The sequence below is a fragment of the Yoonia sp. R78084 genome (genome assembly GCF_044595625.1).
In the GTDB taxonomy this organism is placed as follows: domain Bacteria; phylum Pseudomonadota; class Alphaproteobacteria; order Rhodobacterales; family Rhodobacteraceae; genus Yoonia.
Window position 1 is genome coordinate 847299 of record NZ_CP138993.1, and the last position, 20715, is coordinate 868013.

Annotated in this window: 19 protein-coding genes; 11 read left to right on the forward strand and 8 right to left on the reverse strand. The window is 58.9% G+C overall.

Annotation, left to right across the window (positions count from 1 at the left end; genetic code table 11):
- Position 1 precedes the first annotated feature (1 nt).
- Both SJY29_RS04455 and SJY29_RS04460 read right to left on the reverse strand, forming a co-directional pair.
- Positions 2-1375 carry an L-serine ammonia-lyase gene (locus tag SJY29_RS04455; RefSeq protein ID WP_400087298.1) on the reverse strand — a complete coding sequence of 458 codons (1374 nt, stop codon included), beginning with the start codon at positions 1373-1375 and terminating at the stop codon, positions 2-4.
- A 1-nt stretch (position 1376) separates the two neighbouring features.
- On the reverse strand, positions 1377-2084 hold the full coding sequence (locus SJY29_RS04460) for a glutathione S-transferase family protein (RefSeq protein WP_400087301.1): 708 nt from the start codon (positions 2082-2084) through the stop codon (positions 1377-1379).
- Between the two features lie 143 nt (positions 2085-2227).
- Here SJY29_RS04460 and rpiA point away from each other — a divergent pair, with 143 nt between their 5' ends.
- The 8 genes from rpiA (at position 2228) to SJY29_RS04500 (ending at position 9949) form a co-directional block, all read left to right on the forward strand.
- Positions 2228-3019, forward strand: coding sequence for a ribose-5-phosphate isomerase RpiA (gene rpiA / locus SJY29_RS04465; protein WP_400087304.1), 792 nt, complete (start codon positions 2228-2230; stop codon positions 3017-3019).
- Positions 3020-3029: 10 nt separating this feature from the next.
- Positions 3030-3479: a hypothetical protein gene (locus SJY29_RS04470; RefSeq protein ID WP_400087306.1), complete on the forward strand. Its 450-nt coding sequence runs from the start codon at positions 3030-3032 to the stop codon at positions 3477-3479.
- Positions 3476-4912 carry a glutathione-disulfide reductase gene (gene gor / locus SJY29_RS04475; RefSeq protein WP_400087309.1) on the forward strand — a complete coding sequence of 479 codons (1437 nt, stop codon included), beginning with the start codon at positions 3476-3478 and terminating at the stop codon, positions 4910-4912. The genes SJY29_RS04470 and gor overlap by 4 nt, the downstream gene beginning before the upstream one ends.
- Before the next feature lie 77 nt (positions 4913-4989).
- Positions 4990-6135 (forward strand): FtsH protease activity modulator HflK, encoded by a 1146-nt coding sequence (gene hflK, locus SJY29_RS04480; RefSeq protein ID WP_110280337.1) that lies wholly within the window; start codon positions 4990-4992, stop codon positions 6133-6135.
- Complete coding sequence (hflC, locus tag SJY29_RS04485; RefSeq protein ID WP_110280336.1) at positions 6135-7016, forward strand: protease modulator HflC; 882 nt, start codon at positions 6135-6137, stop codon at positions 7014-7016. Before hflK ends, hflC begins: the two co-directional genes overlap by 1 nt.
- 276 nt (positions 7017-7292) lie before the next feature.
- Positions 7293-8714, forward strand: a complete 1422-nt coding sequence (locus SJY29_RS04490) for a Do family serine endopeptidase (protein ID WP_400088833.1) — start codon at positions 7293-7295, stop codon at positions 8712-8714.
- 216 nt (positions 8715-8930) lie between these two features.
- Positions 8931-9254: a 2Fe-2S iron-sulfur cluster-binding protein gene (locus tag SJY29_RS04495; protein WP_400087313.1), complete on the forward strand. Its 324-nt coding sequence runs from the start codon at positions 8931-8933 to the stop codon at positions 9252-9254.
- Positions 9255-9262: 8 nt separating this feature from the next.
- Positions 9263-9949: an FG-GAP repeat domain-containing protein gene (locus SJY29_RS04500; protein ID WP_400087316.1), complete on the forward strand. Its 687-nt coding sequence runs from the start codon at positions 9263-9265 to the stop codon at positions 9947-9949.
- On the opposite strand, the gene cobS is transcribed toward SJY29_RS04500, so the two are convergent.
- Positions 9946-10707: an adenosylcobinamide-GDP ribazoletransferase gene (gene cobS / locus SJY29_RS04505; RefSeq protein ID WP_400087319.1), complete on the reverse strand. Its 762-nt coding sequence runs from the start codon at positions 10705-10707 to the stop codon at positions 9946-9948. The genes SJY29_RS04500 and cobS overlap by 4 nt on opposite strands.
- A gap of 77 nt (positions 10708-10784) precedes the next feature.
- Between cobS and cobT the strand changes: the two genes are divergently transcribed.
- A complete protein-coding gene (gene cobT / locus SJY29_RS04510; protein WP_400087321.1) occupies positions 10785-11795 on the forward strand; it encodes a nicotinate-nucleotide--dimethylbenzimidazole phosphoribosyltransferase in 1011 nt (336 codons plus the stop codon).
- Between the two features lie 29 nt (positions 11796-11824).
- On the opposite strand, the gene SJY29_RS04515 is transcribed toward cobT, so the two are convergent.
- Together SJY29_RS04515 and SJY29_RS04520 are read right to left on the reverse strand one after the other, a co-directional pair.
- Positions 11825-13702, reverse strand: a complete 1878-nt coding sequence (locus SJY29_RS04515; protein ID WP_400087324.1) for a cation:proton antiporter — start codon at positions 13700-13702, stop codon at positions 11825-11827.
- Between the two features lie 122 nt (positions 13703-13824).
- Positions 13825-14283 carry an Lrp/AsnC family transcriptional regulator gene (locus SJY29_RS04520; RefSeq protein ID WP_055296722.1) on the reverse strand — a complete coding sequence of 153 codons (459 nt, stop codon included), beginning with the start codon at positions 14281-14283 and terminating at the stop codon, positions 13825-13827.
- 129 nt (positions 14284-14412) lie between these two features.
- Here SJY29_RS04520 and hppD point away from each other — a divergent pair, with 129 nt between their 5' ends.
- The gene (gene hppD / locus SJY29_RS04525; RefSeq protein ID WP_400087327.1) at positions 14413-15507 is read left to right on the forward strand and encodes a 4-hydroxyphenylpyruvate dioxygenase; all 1095 of its coding nucleotides are present in this window, start codon (positions 14413-14415) and stop codon (positions 15505-15507) included.
- On the opposite strand, the gene SJY29_RS04530 is transcribed toward hppD, so the two are convergent.
- Positions 15508-18126 (reverse strand): hypothetical protein, encoded by a 2619-nt coding sequence (locus tag SJY29_RS04530; RefSeq protein ID WP_400087330.1) that lies wholly within the window; start codon positions 18124-18126, stop codon positions 15508-15510.
- 103 nt (positions 18127-18229) lie between these two features.
- Positions 18230-19522, reverse strand: a complete 1293-nt coding sequence (locus SJY29_RS04535) for an O-acetylhomoserine aminocarboxypropyltransferase/cysteine synthase family protein (protein ID WP_076658905.1) — start codon at positions 19520-19522, stop codon at positions 18230-18232.
- Positions 19523-19611: 89 nt separating this feature from the next.
- On the opposite strand from SJY29_RS04535, the gene SJY29_RS04540 reads away from it, so the two are divergent.
- A complete protein-coding gene (locus tag SJY29_RS04540) occupies positions 19612-20025 on the forward strand; it encodes a VOC family protein (protein WP_110280326.1) in 414 nt (137 codons plus the stop codon).
- A gap of 105 nt (positions 20026-20130) precedes the next feature.
- Here the strand turns inward: SJY29_RS04540 and SJY29_RS04545 are convergent, their stop codons facing one another.
- Positions 20131-20544, reverse strand: coding sequence for a hypothetical protein (locus SJY29_RS04545; RefSeq protein ID WP_400087334.1), 414 nt, complete (start codon positions 20542-20544; stop codon positions 20131-20133).
- Between the last annotated feature and the right edge of the window lie 171 nt (positions 20545-20715).

A 20715-nucleotide genomic window follows, 5' to 3' on the forward strand; every position in this document is an offset into this window, starting at 1 on the left:
TTTAGCAATTGGGCACGTTCACCGCCAAACCACCCAGCGCTGTTTCCTTGTATTTCTCGCTCATATCCATACCGGTCTGGCGCATCGTCTCAATCGCGACATCCAGCGAGACAAGATGCACACCATCGCCGCGCAAGGCCAAAGACGCCGCAGAAACAGCCTTGATCGCCCCCAGTCCATTGCGCTCAATACAGGGAACTTGCACGAGCCCTTTCACGGGATCGCAGGTCATGCCCAAGTGATGTTCCAGCGCGATTTCCGCTGCGTTTTCAATCTGCTCGGGGGTGCCGCCAAGAACGGCCGCAAGGCCGGCCGCGGCCATGGCAGCGGCGCTTCCGACTTCGGCCTGACAGCCGCATTCGGCGCCGGAAATCGAGGCGTTGTATTTGATCAACCCACCCACGGCCGCCGCCGTCAGCAGGAATTCCGGCACCCGCGTTGCCGTGGCACCCGGCACATGATCCAGCCAATAGCGGATCGTCGCAGGGATCACGCCAGCTGCGCCATTGGTGGGCGCGGTCACAACCTGCCCACCGGCGGCGTTTTCCTCGTTCACAGCCATCGCATAGGTCGACATGAAATCATTGATCGTGTGGGGCGCGGTCAGGTTCATGCCCCGCTCGGCCTGCAGCGCGTCATAAATGCCCTTGGCGCGCCTGCGCACCTGCAACCCGCCGGGCAAGATACCGCCAGTCTCAAGCCCGCGGTTGATGCAGTTGTTCATGACCTCCCAAATCCGCGCCAGGCCCTTGTCCAGATCGGCACCGGGCATCCGTGAAAGTTCGTTGGCCCGCTTCATGGCGGCGATGGTCTTGCCGGATTTGGCGGCCATCTCCAGCATCTCTTGCGCAGTCTGGAACGGGAAAGGGACGGGGGCGCCTGTGTCACTGTCTTTGCCGGCGTTCAATTCGGCTTCGGTCAACACGAACCCGCCGCCGATGGAATAATAGGTGACTTGGGTGATGACATCGCCCTGTGCGTCTGTGCCGGAGAGGATCAGGCCATTGGCGTGACCGGGCAAAGCGGGGCCATAGTCAAAAAGCAGATCGTCCTTGGGGTGAAATGCCAGCGTTCCGAGGCCATCCGGTGTCACGGTATGCTTTGCCGTGATGCGGGTAAGTTCCGCCTCCGCTTTGCTGGCATCATAATCATCAGCCCGAAATCCCGCGAGACCAAGGATCACGGCACGGTCTGTGGCATGGCCGATGCCCGTGAAAGCCAGACTGCCGTGTAGCGACGCGCGCACACCCGCAACCCCGAAAGGCAACGCGCGCAAATGGTCCAGAAACCGTGCAGCAGCCACCATCGGTCCGATGGTGTGGGACGAGGAGGGGCCGACGCCCACTTTGAACATATCGAAAACCGATAAAAACATGCTAGAGCGCTGATCCTTCTGGTGGGGTGCAAGGTGCCGGTCGCGAAAACGGGGTGGGTCCCAAACCTTCCGCAACTGCCGCCCGGATGGTACTTTCGCGCGCGTCCATACGTTTGGTAAATGCCGCCAGTCGCGGCCAGTTTTCAAGATCAAACCAATCTTCACCGCCACCATACAGTGCCGCCCACCGCAGCATTGGCGCAAGATAGCAGGCGTGGAGACTGCCGGCCTCACTGTCCAGCCACGGGGTGGTTTGCGTGGCCGCCAGCAGATCAAGCTGCGCACGCAAGCGCTGTTGGGTCATGTTTAGGACCGCGCCGCTGTCGCTGCCCGTGTACTGGCTTGGATAGAACGTCATCCGCAATGTGGGATGCAGGGTATTGGCGAGCCAGAACATCCATTGCAGCGCGTGCATCCGTGCGGGCGTGCCTACAGGCGGCATCAATTTGTCATGCGTCTCGGCCAGCCACATCAGGATTGCGGCGGTTTCAAACACCGGCCCGTGGGGCGTTTCAAGAACAGGGATCAGCCCATTGGGGTTGAGCGCCAGATATGCAGGGGATTTTTGCGCTTGGGCTGCGCGGTCGACCAGAACAGTCTGATAAGGCACGGCCATTTCCTCAAGCGCCAGTCGCACGCAAAGCGAGGCGTTGTCAGGGGCGTAGTGCAGGCGCAAGATCTGGCTCATGATGCGTGTGTAGCGGAACATGCAGGCTGTTCACTTGCCAAATGCGACATCCGCCCGCGAAAAACGCAGCCTGCAGCGCGCGACATGACCTTTCGTCAATTGGGGCCTCGCACACAGCGTTTTTCTTGCCTATAAAGCGCCGGTAAAGATTTCGGAGTGGATTGATGTCTGGTGAGCTGTCCCCCATCGACAAAGCAAAATTCGTCGCGGCCAAGCAAGCGACGGAATTTGTTGAATCCGGGATGAAAGTTGGCCTTGGCACAGGATCCACTGCAGAATGGCTGGTGCAATGTCTCGGCGAGATGGTGCGCGAAGAGGGCCTCCGGATCAAAGGCGTGCCCACGTCCAAGCGGACAGCCATGCTGGCCACGAAAGTCGGGATAGACATCATCACACTGGATGAGGCCAAGTGGCTTGATCTGACCTTTGACGGGGCCGATGAGTTTGATGAGAACCTGACCTTGATCAAGGGCGGAGGTGGCGCGCATCTCCATGAAAAGATCGTGGCCACGGCAAGCGACCGCATGATCGTCGTCGCCGACGCGAGCAAGAAAGTCGACACACTCGGCGCATTTCCTCTGCCTGTCGAAGTCGTACCTTTCGGGCTGTCGATCACCCAAGGGCTGATCGCTGAAACCCTGACCGGCATGGATGTCTTGGGGCGTGATGTTGTGTTGCGGATGAAGGGCGATCAGCCTTTTGTGACGGACGAGGGGAACTTTATCCTTGATCTGCATCTCAAACGGATCGGGAATCCCCGCCAGCTCAGCTTTGTGATCAACCAGATACCCGGCGTTGTGGAAAACGGTCTCTTTATTGATATCTGCGATGTCGTCATCGTGGGTTACGGCGATGGCCGTGTGACCACCCGTGACATCACCAATAATGCGTCCAATGTGATCCGGTTCGATGTGCTGGATGATGATGACAACATCTTTGTCGATATCGCGGACTGATCCCTGATCCATGGAATTCAAACGCACACAGCGCCAGCATTTCTTTACCATTCTGACGTTCTCGATGGTCAGTTGGCTCTGGTACGATTTTATCACTTCGGGCACCGCGATCGAGGTTGTCCTTGGTCTTTTATGCGGGGTCTGGGCTGTATTTATCGCCTATAGCTATCTGCGCACCCCCAGTCTGGGCCGGTTGGACCCGGATGGTCTGACACTGCATCGCCCGCTGCGCACTGTCTCGTTCAAGTGGGATGAGTTGCAATGGGCGAGCCTGGGAGCGGATCAACGTGCTTTGGTCTTTGCCTATCGCCATCAAGGTGACGTGAAAGATCGTTACATCGGTTGCAGCCGCAAGATGCTGACCCCAGATGCGGTGGATGCTATCACCGCCGCCGTGCAGGCCGCGCGTCCCAATCTACCTTCAAGCCCGCCAGAGGCAGAAAACGGAGCCAAAACATGACTTTCGACTATGATCTTTTTGTGATCGGTGGTGGCTCTGGCGGTGTTCGCGCGGCGCGCGTCGCGGCCGCAACAGGGGCGAAGGTGGGGCTGGCCGAAGAATACCGCATGGGCGGCACCTGCGTGATCCGCGGCTGTGTGCCAAAAAAGTTGATGGTGTTTGCCTCGGGCTATTCCGAGATGTTCGACGACGCCCGTGCTTACGGCTGGGACGTGCAGGAGGGGCCATTTGACTGGTCCAAGTTCAGCGCCAAGCTGAACACCGAGCTGGACCGTCTGGAAGGCATTTACCGCAAGCTCTTGGATGGTTCGGGTGTCGAAATCATTGATGCCCGCGCAAAGGTGAAAGACCCTCACACAGTGACGCTGTCAACGGGCAAGGATGTGACAGCCAAGCACATTCTCATCGCAACCGGCGGGCGCCCCATCATTCCCGATATGCCCGGGGCCGAACTGGGCATTACCTCGAACGAGATTTTTTTGCTGGACGAGATGCCGAAATCCATCCTGATTGTGGGGGGCGGCTACATTGCGTCAGAGTTTGCAGGCATCCTGAACGGGCTGGGTGTGCAGGTGACGCAATTCTACCGCGGTGCCCAAATTCTGCGCGGCTTTGATGACGAGGCCCGCGGTCTGGTGGCCGAAGGGATGCGTGCCAAAGGCGTCGATCTGCACCTTGGGACCAACATCGTCGAGATGCGCGCCGCAACAGCCGAGGATCTGGCGGGCGTGCACAAAAGCGTTCCCATGGAAGGCGGCAAACCTGCAACATTGCCGCAGAAATCAGCTGGGCATGGTATCTGGGTCAAGGCCACCAATGGCACCGAAAAGGTCTATGATCAGGTCATGTTCGCCACCGGGCGCGCACCCAATACTGATGATATGGGGCTTGAGGATGCGGGCGTTGAAGTTGGCCGTCGTGGCGAAATCGTTGTCGATGAGTACAGCCAGACACGCGTCCCCTCGATCTATGCGATCGGGGATGTGACCAACCGCGTACAACTGACACCCGTTGCGATCCGCGAAGGCATGGCCTTCGTGGAGACGGTCTTTAAGGGCAATCCGACAGCGGTGGATCACGAACTGATCCCGTCTGCTGTCTTTACGCAGCCCGAACTTGGCACCGTCGGTCTGACAGAAGAGGAAGCGCGCGAAAAAGAACCGATCGATGTCTATTGCACATCCTTCAAACCAATGAACCACTCCTTTGCGGGGCGTGAGGACAGGGTCTTGATGAAACTTGTGGTCAGCAAAGAAACCCGCAAAGTGCTGGGCTGTCATATCGTCGCAGATCAAGCGGGCGAGATGATCCAGCTAGCAGGGATTGCCGTGAAAATGGGGGCAACAAAAGAGGATTTCGACCGCACTGTTGCGGTTCACCCGACAATGGCCGAAGAACTTGTGACAATGAAGGAACCCGTGCGCAGCGCTTGATTTCACGAAATCAAGCCACACATGCACAATGACAGTTCACGTTAGTGGAACACGCTGAAAGGAAGCATAGGAAGACAATGGCAGGCAACAACGGTGGCCCGTGGGGCGGCGGCGGAAATAATGGCTCAGGTGGGGGCAACAATGACGACAACCGCGGTAGCGGCGGTCGCAAGCCCAACAACGACGGCCCGAGTATTCCCGAAATTGACGAGCTGGTGAATAAAGGTCGTGAACAACTGCGTGTCCTGATGGGCGGCGGCGGTGGCGGCAATGGACAAGGCGGCAGCGGCGGCGGTGGTCCACAGGTCACACGCGGTACGGTCGGTCTGGGTATTCTCGCAGCTATTGGTCTATGGCTCTATGCCTCTTTCTACACAGTGCGTCCCGAAGAACGTGCGGTCGAGCTGTTCTTGGGTGACTTTCTGGAAATCGGTGAACCCGGTCTGAACTTTGCGCCGTGGCCCGTTGTGACGCGCGAAGTGCTTGCTGTGACGACAGAGCGGAACATCGACATCGGCACCAGCCGCACCGGATCAGAAGCGGGTTTGATGCTGACAGGCGATGAAAACATCGTCGACATCGATTTTCAGGTCGTCTGGAATATCATCAATCCGGAAGAGTATCTATTCAACCTTGCCAACCCGCCGCAGACGATCGAAGCCGTCTCTGAATCAGCTATGCGCGAGATCATTTCCCAGTCGGAACTGGCCCCGATCCTCAACCGTGATCGTGGCGCCATTGCTGACCGCCTGCGCGACATGATTCAGGAAACGCTCGACAGCTACGACTCGGGCATCTCAGTCATCCGCGTCAACTTTGACAAAGCCGATCCGCCCGAACCGGTCATCGCGTCATTCCGCGCGGTACAGGATGCCGAGCAGGAACGTGACCGCGTTCAGAACGTGGCCGATGCCTATGCCAATCAGGTGGTTGCTGAAGCCCGTGGCCGGGCGGCCCAGATCCTTGAGCAAGCCGAAGGCTACCGCGCCCGCGTGGTGAACGAAGCCGAAGGTGAGGCGAGCCGTTTCAGCGCTGTTTTGGCGGAATATGCAAAAGCGCCTGAGGTCACCCGCAAGCGTCTCTATCTGGAGACAATGGAAAGCGTGCTGGGTGGTGTCGACATCATCCTGCTGGACGAAGGTCAAGAAGGTGGTCAGGGCGTCGTGCCATACCTGCCGTTGAATGAACTGCGTCGCACACCGACAACTGGAGGAACCAACTGATGCGTAAATCAGCATTTCTTTTGCCCGCAGTTGCGGTTGTTTTGATCGGCGCGCTGTCTTCGGTCTTTGTTGTGGATGAACGCGAGAAGGCGCTGGTGCTCCAGTTCGGCCAGATCGTGAGTGTCAAGGAGGACCCGGGTCTGGGGTTCAAGATACCGCTCATCCAGGAAGTGGTGCGTTACGACGACCGCATTCTGAGCCGTGATTTGGAACCCCTCGAGGTGACACCTGCGGATGACCGCCGCCTGGTGGTCGATGCCTTTGCACGATACCGCATTGTCGATGTGGAGCAGTTCCGTCGTGCCGTCGGTACGGGTGGCGAGGAAGCTGCGGCCCGTCGTCTCGACAGTATTCTGCGGGCTGAAACCCGCGAGGTGCTGGGTTCGGTGACATCCAACGACATTCTGTCGGTGGATCGTGCCGCGCTGATGTTGCGCATTCGCAATCAGGCGATTGAAGAGGCGCGCCCTCTGGGTTTGCAGGTGCTTGACGTGCGCCTGAAGCGGACCGACCTTCCGATGGAAAACCTCAACGCGACATATGAGCGGATGAAGGCCGAGCGTGACCGTGAAGCCGCCGACGAACGCGCCCGTGGTAATGAAGCGGCCCAGCGTATTCGCGCCGGTGCCGACCGTACCGTCATCGAGCTGGTGTCCGAGGCCGAACGCGAAAGCCAGATCATTCAGGGTGAGGCCGATGCCCGCCGGAACGAGATCTTCGCGCAGGCCTTTGGTGCGGATCCTGAATTCTTTGAATTCTATCGCTCCATGACAGCCTATCAGCGTTCATTGACCCCGGGCAATTCGACCATGGTTCTGTCGCCTGATAACGAGTTCTTCAACTATCTGAAGTCCGATCAGGGTCGCGCCGCAGGCGAGTAACCAATTGGGTTATAGTAACTGGAAGGGCCAGCCACCGTGCTGGCCCTTTCTTTTTGGCCTGGCTGCCTAGCCAGTGTTTCAGGGCTTGCACAATAATTCACGTGGTGTTGAGAATTTGAATGTGAAGTTTGCGTTGCACAATTCGCGCCCTACATAGAACATCAGAAGATGAGTAGGGTCGCGGTCTTGCGCCCCGGTTTCAACAAAAGGAGATTTGCCGTGAAGTCCAAGGCAATCGCAGTCAGTCGAGATCAGCAGCGCACGCGTGGTCTTTTGATGGCTTTCGTCACGACCTTGGCGGTCGCTTTCGCCATGGTCCTTGCGCAGGTGACATTCGCCAGCGCGCAGCAACGTCCCGAAACATTCGCTGATCTGGCCGAACAGGTCAGCCCGGCCGTCGTCAACATCACGACCAGCACGACCGTGGCCGGTCGGACAGGGCCTCAGGGGCTTGTTCCTGACGGGTCACCATTTGAGGATTTCTTCAACGATCTTGACCGGGGGCCGGGACAAGGCACACGCCGTTCGTCGGCGCTGGGCTCCGGTTTCGTGATCTCCGAGGATGGTTTCATCGTGACCAACAACCACGTGATTGAAGGTGCGGATGAAATCCTGATTGAATTCTTCCCGGGCGGTGAACCCGGTGTACCTGCCGAGCTGATCGGCACCGACCCCAACACCGATATCGCCGTTCTGAAAGTTGACCTCGACAACCTGCCATTCGTTGAATTCGGCGACAGCAACGCCGAAGGGGCGCGCGTCGGTGACTGGGTGATGGCGATGGGGAACCCGCTGGGGCAGGGCTTTTCGGTCTCTGCCGGCATCGTGTCTGCCCGCAACCGTGCGCTTTCCGGCACCTATGACGACTACATCCAGACCGACGCAGCCATCAACCGTGGTAACTCGGGTGGTCCATTGTTCAATATGGACGGTGAAGTCATCGGCGTGAACACCGCGATCCTCTCGCCTAATGGCGGCTCGATCGGTATCGGTTTTGCGATGTCATCGGCTGTTGTGACCAATGTGGTGGACCAGCTGATCGAATTCGGCGAAACACGCCGCGGCTGGTTGGGTGTGCGTATTCAGGACGTCACACCGGACATGGTTGATGCAATCGAAGGTCTTGATATGGCCCGTGGTGCGCTTGTCACTGATGTACCGCCCGGACCTGCAGAGAACGCTGGGATGCTCGCTGGTGACGTGATCCTGAATTTCGACGGGATCGAAATTGAAGATACCCGCGAACTGGTGCGGATCGTCGGCAACTCCCCGGTAGGTACAGAAGTGCCCGTAGGCGTGCTGCGCAACGGTGAGATGGAAGATCTGCTTGTTGTCCTGGGGCGGCGTGAAACCTCTGAGGCGGTAGCATTCCCTGCGTCAACGGAAGAGGCCGAGCCGGAGCAGTCCGAAATTCTTGGTCTGACGCTCTCTGAAATCACCCCTGAACTGACCGATCAGTTTTCTTTGACTGTCGACACGGGCCTGGTGATCACAGCGATCGACCCCGACTCCGAGGCTGCATCCAAAGGCCTGCTGGAAGGTGACGTCATCACCGAGGCCGGCCAAGAGGCAGTGGCTACGATTTCGGATCTGGAAGACCGGATTGAAGCAGCCACAGAGGCCGGGCGTAAATCGCTTCTGCTCTTGGTGCGCCGCGGTGGAGACCCGCGCTTTGTGGCCCTCGTGCTGGAAGACTAAGCGTTCACATTTGCGATAAAAAGGCGGCCTCCGAGGCCGCCTTTTTCATACGATAATCCGGTTCCCAAGACGGGCTTGAGCCAACAGCCAGGTTGCGTGTTCCCCCGGTGCACAAAGTTGTCAGCGACCGATATCTGTCAAATTGGGGGTGGCGAGCGTGAATAACGTGCACTACTTAATGCCGGACCAGAACGATTTCATAAGGGACAGACAAGAATGGCCAAGATTACTTACGTGGAACACAGCGGCAAAGAGCATGTTGTGGACGTCGCCAACGGGCTCACCGTGATGGAAGGTGCACGTGACAACGGCATTCCCGGCATCGAGGCCGATTGCGGTGGCGCTTGCGCCTGCTCCACATGCCACGTGTACGTTGATGACGCATGGGTCGAGAAACTTCCCGCCAAGGATGCGATGGAAGAGGACATGCTGGATTTTGCCTACGAACCTGATCCCGTCAAATCCCGCCTGACCTGCCAGTTGAAAGTCACTGATGCTCTGGACGGTCTGCGCGTGCAGATGCCGGAAAAGCAGATTTGATACGGACCATGGCATGGGTGGCCGTCATGGCCAGCTCTGCCTGCGCTGAAACGATTGTTTCGGCAGACTACGCCGCACCGACTGATCGCTATGCCCACGGTATTCTGGGCGACGCGATCGAGTGGGGTGCGCTGGAAATCACAACAGATACTGGCACGCGCCGTTTTGTGCTGTCTGGGGACCGCGTGTTCGAGGATGTGGCGCCGCGCCTTGCGGATATTGACGGCGACGTGTCCCCCGAAGTGATCGTCGTGGAAACCCTTGCCAGTGCTGGCGCGCAGCTGGCCGTCTATGATGAGACAGGCAAGATTGCAGCGACCCCCCATATCGGGCAAACGAACCGCTGGTTGGCACCTGTCGGGGTTGCTGATCTGGACGGGGACGGCGCGATTGAAATCGCCTATATCGACCGCCCGCATCTGGCCAAAATGTTGCGCGTTTGGCGCTATACGGATGCTGCTTTGGTGCCCGTGGCTGATTTGCCCGGCCTGACCAATCACCGGATCGGCGAGCGCGATATCGGCGGCGGCATCCGTGATTGCGGCGCAGGACCTGAGATGATTACCGCCAACGCGGATTGGACCGACGTCATGGCGACAAGCCTGATCGACGGTCAGCTGACGAGCCGCAGCATCGGTGCGCATATCGACCGAGGGTCTTTTGCGACCGCCTTGGCCTGCGAGGCGTTACCTTAAGTAATCGAGACCACGATTGTGATCAGCGCAACGATTTCCGTCACTTGCTGCGTGGCCCCCAGAATATCGCCGGTCTGACCGCCGATTTTGGCACGTGCGATCGCGCCGCAGCACAGGGCTGCGATTGCGGCTGTCATGATGACCCACGGATATCCGCACAGCAGCGCAAACCCGATTGCAATCGCCACCGCCACCCAAACCGTTCCGGTCGGTGGGCGGCCAACCGATCTGCTTAAGCCGCCATCGCGGGCGTTTGGCAGCATCCCCATCAGCACCACCATCGCCGCACGGCTGACAACACCTGCCGCAATGAAAGCCACCCAATAGGCCCCCATCGACACGATCACCACCAGCGCAAGCCAGCGCAGCAAAAGTGACAGGCCAACCGCACAAACGCCGTACACGCCGATATTGCTGTCCTTCATGATCTCCAAGCGGCGGGCTTTGTCCCAGCCCCCCCAAAGACCATCGGCGCTATCGGCCAAACCGTCCTCGTGCATGGCGCCGGTAAGGATCACTGTGCCAGCCAGCACCAACCCCGCCACAATCCCCGAAGGCACGCCTAGCCAAAGCATCACAGACGTCGCCGCCGCCAGAATGACGCCCAGCACAACACCCACCAGCGAATAGGCCCAGGCCGAGGCCGCACCGCGATCCATCGCGCGGGTGCTATCAATCGCCACAGGCAACCGTGTCAACAACCCAAGTGCGGCAGGCAGATCAATCGCGGCGATCAAGCTGTTGTCGTGTTTGTACAAAATGCGTCCTTCCGTGGCCTTTTCATCAGCGCGCCATAGGTTAAACAAGAGCAAGAGTTGACCCGAGCGAGGACCTGATGCAAGCGCCATTTTCAACCATTTCCGGCTTCCGTGACCTGCTGGCGGCCGCCCCCGGCCCGAACGAGGATGCCCGCAAGGGCGCGCAGGACCGCAACGGGCAACTGACAAAACCACCCGGTGCACTGGGGCGTTTGGAGGATCTGGCAATCTGGTATGCTGCTTGGCGCGGCGATGCGCGGCCGGAGATCACATCACCGCAAGTGATTATCTTTGCAGGCAACCACGGGGTCTGCGCGCAGGGGGTTTCGGCCTTTCCGCCTGAAGTTACCGCGCAGATGGTCGCGAATTTCGAACATGGTGGTGCGGCGATCAATCAACTCTCAAAGGCTTTTGGCGCAAAGATGGATGTCTATCCAATCGCGCTTGATATGCCGACCGCGGATTTCACAACAGCGCCCGCCATGACAGAGAGCGAATTTATTGAAGCGCTTCAAACCGGATGGACCGCTGTCGATCCAAAGTCTGACCTTTTGGTGACAGGTGAGATGGGCATTGGCAACACCACCTCTGCTGCCGCTGTTGCGGTGGCCGTTCTTGGTGGGCTTGCTTCTGACTGGACGGGGCGCGGCACAGGCGTGGATGACGACGGACTGGCGCGCAAGACCGATGTGGTTGCGCGCGGTGTCGCGCTTCACGCAACAACTGACCCGCTCGAGGCACTGCGCTGTCTGGGCGGGCGCGAACTTGCGGGCATGGCGGGGGCGATTGCCGCTGCACGCCATCACCGGATCCCCGTGATCCTTGACGGGTTCATTTGCTGTGCCGCTGCGGCCAGTCTGGCAAAGGCCGTGGATGGTGCGCTGGATCATACTGTTGCGGGGCATCTGAGCGCAGAGGGTGCACACCAGCAGTTGCTGGATGCTTTGGGCAAACAGCCTTTGCTGCAACTGGGGCTGCGTCTGGGTGAAGGATCGGGCGCCGCCCTTGCAATCGGTGTCCTGAAAGGTGCAGTCGCCTGTCATTCCGGCATGGCAACTTTTGCCGAGGCGGGCGTCGCTGACGGGTAGCCCTCAATCTTTCTGGAGTTCGGGGTTACTCAAGCGCGCTTTTTCTCGTTGGCCTGTTGGCGTGCGGTAAGCTCCAATTCCAGCGTATTGTTGAGCTCGCGTGCCCGTGCCACATATTCGGGAATTTCCGTGATCGGAACGCCCGGTTTCCACAGTTCCGCCAGCTCGCGCAGCGCCTTGCGATCGTGTTGATAAAAGGCTTGCTCGACCTCGGCGGCCTCGAATTCGGAAAGCCCGAGGTTTTCCAGCGCATAGCGGCCCGCTCGGAGCGAGCTGTCAAACAGTTCCCGCACGATGTCATCGGCGCCCGCATCGTAAAGTTCGTAGACATGCACACGGTCGCGTGCGCGGGCGATGATGTGCAAATCGGGCCGCGCCTTGCGGGCATAGCTGACAAGCTTGTTGGCCGCCTCGCGATCGTCCAGTGCAACGACGAGGATTTTCGCATCTTCCAGACCCGCCGCATTCAGCAGATCAGGGCGTGTCGGGTCACCAAAGAAACCGCGGAACCCGAATTTTCGCATCATCTGGACCGTGGAAAGATCATTATCGACCACCACCGTGTTGACCCCCGCGCTTTGCACAAGACGGTTCACGATTTGCCCGAACCGCCCGATCCCCGCGATGATGACGGTGCCTTGTTCATCGACTTCGTCATGCTCGGCCTCTTCGACGTCACTCATGCGTTTGATGATCATCTCATAAACGATGAAGAGCAGGGGCGTGATCAGCATGGAAAGGGCCGTGACCAGCAAAAGCTGCCCGCCGAGAGCATCTGTCAGAACGCCTTGTTGCAGCGAAAAAGAGATCAGCACGAAGCCGAATTCACCGGCTTGCGCGAGGCCGAGCGTGAAAAGCCAGCGGTCTTTTTTGTGCAATTTGAACAAAAGCGCCAAAGCATAGAGGATGAGGCCCTTGATCAGCATCACCGCAAGGGCAAGGGCCAGAATGCGCGCCGGATCACCAAACAACAGCGTAAAGTCGATCCCTGCACCCACGGTGATAAAGAAGAGCCCCAGAAGCAGCCCTTTGAACGGGGCAAGGTCGCTTTCCAACTCGTGCCGGAACTCCGAGTTGGCAAGGACAACGCCTGCAAGGAACGTGCCCAAGGCAGGCGATAGTCCCACCATTGTCATCAAGACAGCCGTGGCCACCACCATGAGCAGCGCAAGCGCCGTATACATTTCGCGCAGACGGGCGTGATGGATGTAGCGAAAGACAGGGCGGGTCAGGAAGGTGCCCGCGAGAATGACAATGGCGACGGCCCCCAATGTGACCAGCGTCACACCCCAACCAGGCAGGCCGTCAACAAGGCTGACAACAGCATGGTGTTCGTCGCCATGTTCGGTCGCCGCACGCACCATCGACCCGTCCGGCGCAAGGCTCATCACTGCGGGCACGGCCAGCAGGGGCAAGAGCGCCAGCATCGGAATTACGGCGATATCCTGCGCCAGCAGCACCGAAAATGTCGAACGCCCGCCGCTGGTCTGCATCAGGCCCTTTTCTGTCAGGGTCTGCAACACGATCGCTGTGGATGAGAGCGCAAAGATCATCCCCACCGCCACCGCCGTTGACAGATCATAACCCATCGCCACAGCGCCACTGCTGATCGCCAACATGGTCAACAAGATCTGCAAGCCGCCCAAGCCCAGCAACCTCTGACGCATATTCCACAGCGCGCGCGGATCAAGCTCGAGCCCGATCAGGAACAGCATCATCACAACGCCGAATTCCGCGAAATGCTGTAAATCCTGCGTCTCGCTGCCGACCAACCCGGCGACAGGTCCAATCACGATCCCTGCCAGCAGATACCCCAGCACCGACCCAAGCCCCAGACGCGCGGCCAGCGGCACCGCGATGACTGCGGCGCCGAGATAGATTGTCGCTTGAAACAGGAAGGATTCCATGAAGATCAGGCTCTCTCTTGACCGGCGCGAGGTGCGCTGGTCTGGCGAATTGGGTCTAGTTCATTGTAACGTGGCATCCTCCATTGGAAAGGAGGAATGGGGAAATATCCACGCTGCTTTACCTAAAGTGGCAAGGGTGCGTCGGGCTTGATCCGTTCCATCACAATCTGGCTTTGCACACGGCTGACGGCGGGGTGGGGCAATAGCACCTGTTGGACCAGCAGGTTCAGCGCCGCAAGATCGCGACAATAGACCCGCAACAGATAATCGGCCTCTCCGGTCAGTGTCCACGCACCAACGATCTCGGGGCGTGTTCTGGTCAATTGCACAAAATCACGCGCGTTCTTTTCGGTATGGGTGGCCATGACCACCTGAATGAAACCCTGTACCGAAAGCCCCACTTTCTCCGGTGAAAGAAAAGCGCGGTAGCCTGCGATATAGCCTTCCGCTTCAAGCCGCTGTTTGCGGCGTCCTGCCTGTGAGGCGGACATATTCAGTGCATCACCCAGTTCCTGCGCCGTTTTGGCGGAATCGCGTTGCAGCATGGCCAGCAATGAAAGGTCGGCGGCGTCCAATGTCATGCATAAATCCTGCGTAAATACTATATAATATGCGGTAAATGCGTATAATTATCAATCATTTAATGAAATATTGCGCATTATTTGCAGGTATTTCGCTGTATTGTCTCCCAAACGCATAGGAGATCACCCATGGGACCTTTTCCCCACGACGCCCCGAAAGCCACAATCAGCGCTGAAAACCCAGCTGGGACAGATGGTTTCGAATTTGTCGAATTTGCCCATCCAGAGCCAGAGACCCTGCGCACACTGTTTGCGCAGATGGGCTATACCCACACCGCCACGCACAAGACCAAAGATATCGAGCTTTGGCAGCAAGGCGATATCACCTATGTGATCAACAATGAACCGGGCAGCCACGCGCGCGCCTTTGTCGACGAACATGGCCCCTGTGCGCCGTCGATGGGCTGGCGTGTCGTTGATGCGCAGCATGCCTTCGAACATGCGGTCAGCAAAGGGGCGGTTCCCTATGAGGGCGATGGAAAGGCATTGGACGTGCCTGCAATCGTCGGCATCGGCGGCAGCCTGATCTATTTCGTTGACCAGTATTATGAAGCGAACCCCTATAACGCCGAATTTGACTGGGTCTCAGACGCACACCCTGCGGGGGTCGGTTTCCACTATCTCGATCACCTCACACATAATGTGCACAAGGGGAACATGGACCTGTGGTTCAGGTTCTATGGTGACCTTTTCAATTTCCGCGAGATCCGGTTCTTTGATATCGAGGGCAAGTTCACCGGCCTCTTGTCGCGCGCGCTGACGTCTCCCTGCGGGCGGATCCGCATCCCGATCAACGAAGACCGCGGGGAAACGGGGCAGATCGTCGAATACCTCAAGCGGTACAAGGGCGAGGGTATCCAGCATATCGCGGTAGGCGCGCATGACCTTTATGACGCGACCGACGAGATTGCCTTGCGGGGTATCAAGTTCATGCCCAAGCCGCCCGTGGCCTATTATGACCTGAGCTACACCCGCGTTGTGGGCCATGATGAGCCCAAAGAGCGGATGATGAAGCACGGTATCCTGATTGACGGTGAGGGTGTTGTGGACGGCGGCGAAACCCGCATCCTTTTGCAGATCTTCTCCAAGACCGTGATCGGCCCGATCTTTTTCGAGTTCATCCAGCGCAAGGGCGATGACGGCTTTGGCGAAGGGAACTTCAAGGCGCTGTTTGAGAGCATCGAAGCCGACCAGATCGACCGTGGTGTTCTGAAGGCAAGCTAGCTAGGGCAATTCGATCGCGTAGGTCCGCCCGCGTTTGACGTAATTCAGCGCGCTATCGCCGATGGCGGTGACCTGCCCGCCATCAAGCTCGCTCCCGATCTCGACGCGCACGTAGCGCCCGTTGCTCAGGCGGACGAGAGCGCGGCGGGCGTTGGGGCGTCCATAGACACCGATCAGATTGATCTCACGCAGGCGGATCGCGTCTTCTTGCGTGGCCGCACGTGCAACACCGCCCGGCACGGGCTGGACATTCTGTGGTGCGACCGGCGCGGCAGCAACGACAGGCGCGGCACTTTCGGGGGCTGATGGTGCAGGGGCCGCTGGCTGTGGTTGAGTGCGGGCAGCGGCAGCGACGACATTGGCAAAGTTTGACGGGCGAGCATCAGGGCGGATTGACAGCACAACGGCCAGTGCGGTGCTGTTGTCAAACCGCAATGTCGCATCCTCGGCCGCGATACCTGCCAGAATATCGGTGATATCCGGCGTGCCAGGATCGACCCTTGCCGCAAGCCCCTGTGGGCGCAGGCGGGGGCGCAGATCAACAAGCGCGCGTTCTTCCACGACGGCTGTATCAAGTGAAATCGCGCCGGTGTTCTGGAGCTCAAGCCCTCCAAGGCCAACAGCGCCGGGTGTTGGCGCCTCCGGTGTAGGTGTGGCAGAGGCAACGTCTGTTTCCTCCGGCGCCTCTTCCGGTTCGGGCAATGCCGCATCCGCAGGGCGCAAAGGTGGCACGACAGCCGGCGTGCCCGGGATGATCACCACACCTTCAGGGGCCGGCGCGAGAAGCGCAAAGCGCTCCAGATCAGCTTGGCTGAGTTCCGGGCGTGGCGTGATTGCAAGGTCAGGCAGCCCCGCAAAGACCAAGGCACCTTCCGGCGTAACGGTGCCTTCCTCGGTTGCCAGAATGAACCCGTCCGCGTCACGCGCAAATGTCACGTCGGGTGCGGGGGGATTGGCCGGGGCAATAAAACTGAGATCGGTTTCAAACCCGTCAAGCTGCGCCATGTCGGGCCGTTTGATCCGGTCAGGTGCGGTTACGTCCGCAGGGCGATCAAATGCCAACGGAATTGCGCCCGACGGGATGTCAAAGAACCGTGGGGCACGCTGCCAGACACCTGTTGCGTCATAGATGCGTTCGGCCTCGTCGGGGCTGAGTACCTGAGCGCGCAGGACGGGGGACCCGACTGTGGCTTCGGCTGTTTCTGTTTCCTCGACCGGTGGGGCAGGCGGGGCCTGCACTGTTGTCAGGGGTGCGTCCGCTGCGGCAACCGCTAGTTCTGCTGGTGCAGTGCTGCGTGTCGCAGGGGCTTCCGGTCCGGTTGTCGCAAGTTCACTGCCGGTCGCCTGTGGCGCGGTAAGATCCGGGATCGCAAACTCGGCAATCTCTGGGCCTGCTTCTGGTGCCGCTTGCTCAACGTTCGACTGTTCTAATGGTGCCTGCGCGATGACCACCTCTTCGGTTGCAACTGGAGGCTCTGGCGCAAGGGCGGCTGTTTCAGTCGTCGTCTGCTGGGACCAGATGACGCCACCCAACACCAAAGCGGCCGCAGCAATACCAGCGGCAATCAGGGCAGGGCGTTTGTTCGTCTCTGGTGCGCTTTTAGGGTGACTTGCGTCCGGAGCTGTCGGCCGGTTCGCTTGCGGTGCAATCGCGGGGGCCGCTACCTGTGATGCCGGTGTACCGAGCGACACGGCAGGGGCTGCACTTTTTTGTCCGCCAAATACGGCAACAAGCGGTGACTTTGCCTTCTTGGGCGTTTTGCGGTGATGCTCGGGGATAACCAGATCGAACAGCGCAGGTTGTGCCAATGCAACGCTGGCCGCTATAGAGGCGGGTGCGGTTTCAGGCATTTCCGCAGTGGTCCGCGCATGATGCTCGGGCGGGATACGGTCAATCCACATCGCCTGTCTTGGCACGACCGGTGTAGGGGCTTTTTCGGCCTCAGCGATGACCCCGGTCTCGGGCGCAACCGGTGCGGGCGTATCCTGTGATGCCATCAATATGGCGAGGTCGTCTTTATACGTGTCCTCTTCCACATTTTCGGGCTCATCGAACACCAGAAGGCGCGATTTGATCCGCGTGCCGACCGGCATGACCGGAAGATCATCGCGTTCAATGATGGCGTCAGGGCCAACAATGCTTCGGGCCATATCTGTCGGGCCAAAGAAGACTTCTTTTTGAAAGGTGAAGGGTTCGGGTACTGCGACAAAGGCTACTGGCTGAAAACCATGGGCATCGGCAAAGGCCTCTGCCTCGTTGAGTGTCTCGCGTGCGACAGCGGCAACATGGGTGCGTCCGCCACTTTTTTCACTATCAATGACCAGATCACCCAGCGCATAGGGTGTGGCGCCATCCAACGCGGCGTGAATGTCATCCTCGGTGGTGCGTGTCCCATCCAGTGCAAGGTATTTGATCTGATCGAGCGGAATCACCAGTTTGGTCCGGAGGCCGTCGGGTTCGATCAACAGGGCCTTTTCACGCAGCGCGCTCAGATCTTCCTCAAGCGTTTTGCTGGCCACATCGACGCGTCCAACCGGCCGCCAGCCGCGCGGCACGCGATGAAGCAGCTCAATTCCGTCAAGCGAAAGCGATAGCGCAAAGTTGGTGATCATTGTCACGCTCTAGCATGTTGGTCCCACAGGCAAAACGCGTTTTGCCCCCATGCCGGAACCCTAAAGCAGAAACCCGCCCACGCCAAGGGCACGGACGGGTTTCTTAGTGTTAGGCTGTGGCTTTTGCCAAGGCCTGATCGAGATCGGCAATCAGATCGTCGGCATCCTCGATCCCGATTGACAAACGCACGATGCCCGGGCCAGCACCTGCGGCCTCTTGTTGCTCTGCCGTCAACTGGCGGTGCGTGGTCGAGGCCGAGTGGATGATCAGACTGCGCGTATCCCCAAGGTTAGCCACATGGCTAAATATCTCGAGGCTATCGACGAGCTTGATACAGGCGTCATAGCCGCCCTTTACGGCGACGGTGAACAAGGCACCTGCACCCTTGGGGCAGATTTTTGGCACCAGTTTGGAATAGGGTGAGCTCTCAAGCCCGGCATAAGTCACGTATTCTGTGCGCGGATCATCCTCGAGCCATTTTGCGATCTTCATCGCGTTCTCGACATGACGTTCCATGCGCAGCGACAGAGTTTCGATCCCCATCAGCGTGTAATGCGCGGCTTGCGGGTTCATTGTCATGCCCAGATCGCGCAGACCGATGGCAATGCCGTGGAACGTAAAGGCCAGTGGGCCGAATGTCTCGGCAAATTTCAGGCCGTGATAGGCAGGCTCGGGCTGGCTGAGGGACGGGAATTTATCATTCGCGGCCCAGTCGAATTTTCCGCTGTCAACGACGCATCCACCGGTGACGGTGCCATTGCCTGTCAGGTATTTTGTGGTGGAGTGGACGACCAGTGTTGCGCCATGTTCAATCGGGCGGCACAGGTACGGCGTGGCGGATGTGTTATCGACGATCAAAGGAATGCCTGCCGCATCGGAAATGGCCGAGATCGCATCAAGGTCGGTGATATGGCCGCCCGGGTTGGCGATGGCTTCGCAGAACACCGCGCGGGTGTCGTCGTCGATGGCGGCCGCGACTGCGGCATGATCATCAAAGTCCACGAATTTCGCAGACCAGCCAAAGCGTTTGATCGTCTGGCTGAACTGCGTGACGGTGCCACCATAGAGGCGGCTGGACGCGACAATGTTGCGCCCCGGCTGCATCAGCGGGAAGAGCGCCATGATTTGCGCCGCGTGACCGGACGAACAGCACACACCGCCAACACCGCCTTCAAGTGTCGCGATGCGTTCTTGCAGGGCGGCAACTGTCGGATTGGTCAGGCGGGAATAGATGTAACCCACCTCTTGGAGGTTGAACAAAGCCGCCGCGTGGTCTGCATCGCGGAACACATAGGCGGTGGTCTGGTAGATCGGCACTTGGCGCGCGCCTGTTGCCGGATCAGGGCGGGCGCCTGCGTGAATTTGCAGCGTGTCAAAGCCATAGCTTGGGCCGTCGGTCATTTCTGGTCTCCCCTTTGAAAATTGTTGCCGCTAGGTGTAGGCGGAAAGCCGGAACACCTCAACGGCCCTCATACGCAAAGGACAAGATCATGCCGCACCCATTCCATTTTGCCTTTCATGTTTTGGATTTGGACGAGTCCCGAGAATTCTATTCCGGTGCATTGGGTGCAACCGAAGGGCGTTCGACCGATACCTGGGTGGATTTCGACTTTTTCGGCCATCAGCTCAGCCTGCACTTGGGCACGCCCTTTGCCAATGAACCGACAGGCAAAGTGGGCGACCACATGGTGCCGATGCCCCATTTCGGGATTGTCCTGCCGCTAGAAGACTGGACCGCATTGGCCGGGCGCCTTGAAGAGCGTCAGACCGATTTTATCATCGCACCCTCCGTGCGCTTTAAAGGTGAGCCGGGTGAGCAATGGACCATGTTTTTCCGTGATCCGTCCGGCAACCCGATTGAAGTCAAAGGCTACGCCGATATGGACGGCGTCTTCGCGACCTAAGAGGGATCGCCCGCAACCCGGGGACGGTGCTGCGGGCGATCCGTTTCTCTGACCCGATATCAGAAACGCAAAACTCGGAACCTTGGGCCAAAGAATTTCTGGCGCTTACTCGGCGGTGATCACAGCCATCACAAGGTCTCCGTCAACGCGGATCGGGCCGTCTTCCACGGCACCAAGTGTGTATTCAAAGCCGCCTGTCATCGTACCACCGGCCTCGGAGTGGACCATGAGCATGAGCATGTCACCGGCGGCCACTTCTTCGGTCAGGATTGCTGCGACATCAACGTTGTCACCTTTGCGCAGCGGCGCGTAACCGACCACAGGGCCCGGTGCCATCGTCGCATCGGTTCTGTGCACAACCATCCAGCCGTTCTCGGCTGCGACAACCATGCTTGCGCTGACGATGCCGTTGGCGACGGACTGGTTGGCGGCTTCGACCGAGGGTGTCACGGCATGGGCGGCTGCAAATGCGCCGGTTGCGGCGATGCTCAGGGCGATTGCTGAAATAAATGTCTTCATATGTCTCTCCATCGTTATTCCACGGGACGTTATGTCCGGCAGATCGACGAAAACACGTGAGACCACTGGATAAAGTTTCACGCGGCTCTAGTTTTTTGGTTTGAGAAAGACGTTGGCCAACCCAAAGTTTTGCCGATAGTCTCTTCGGAACATTTGTAACCCATGCGTGGC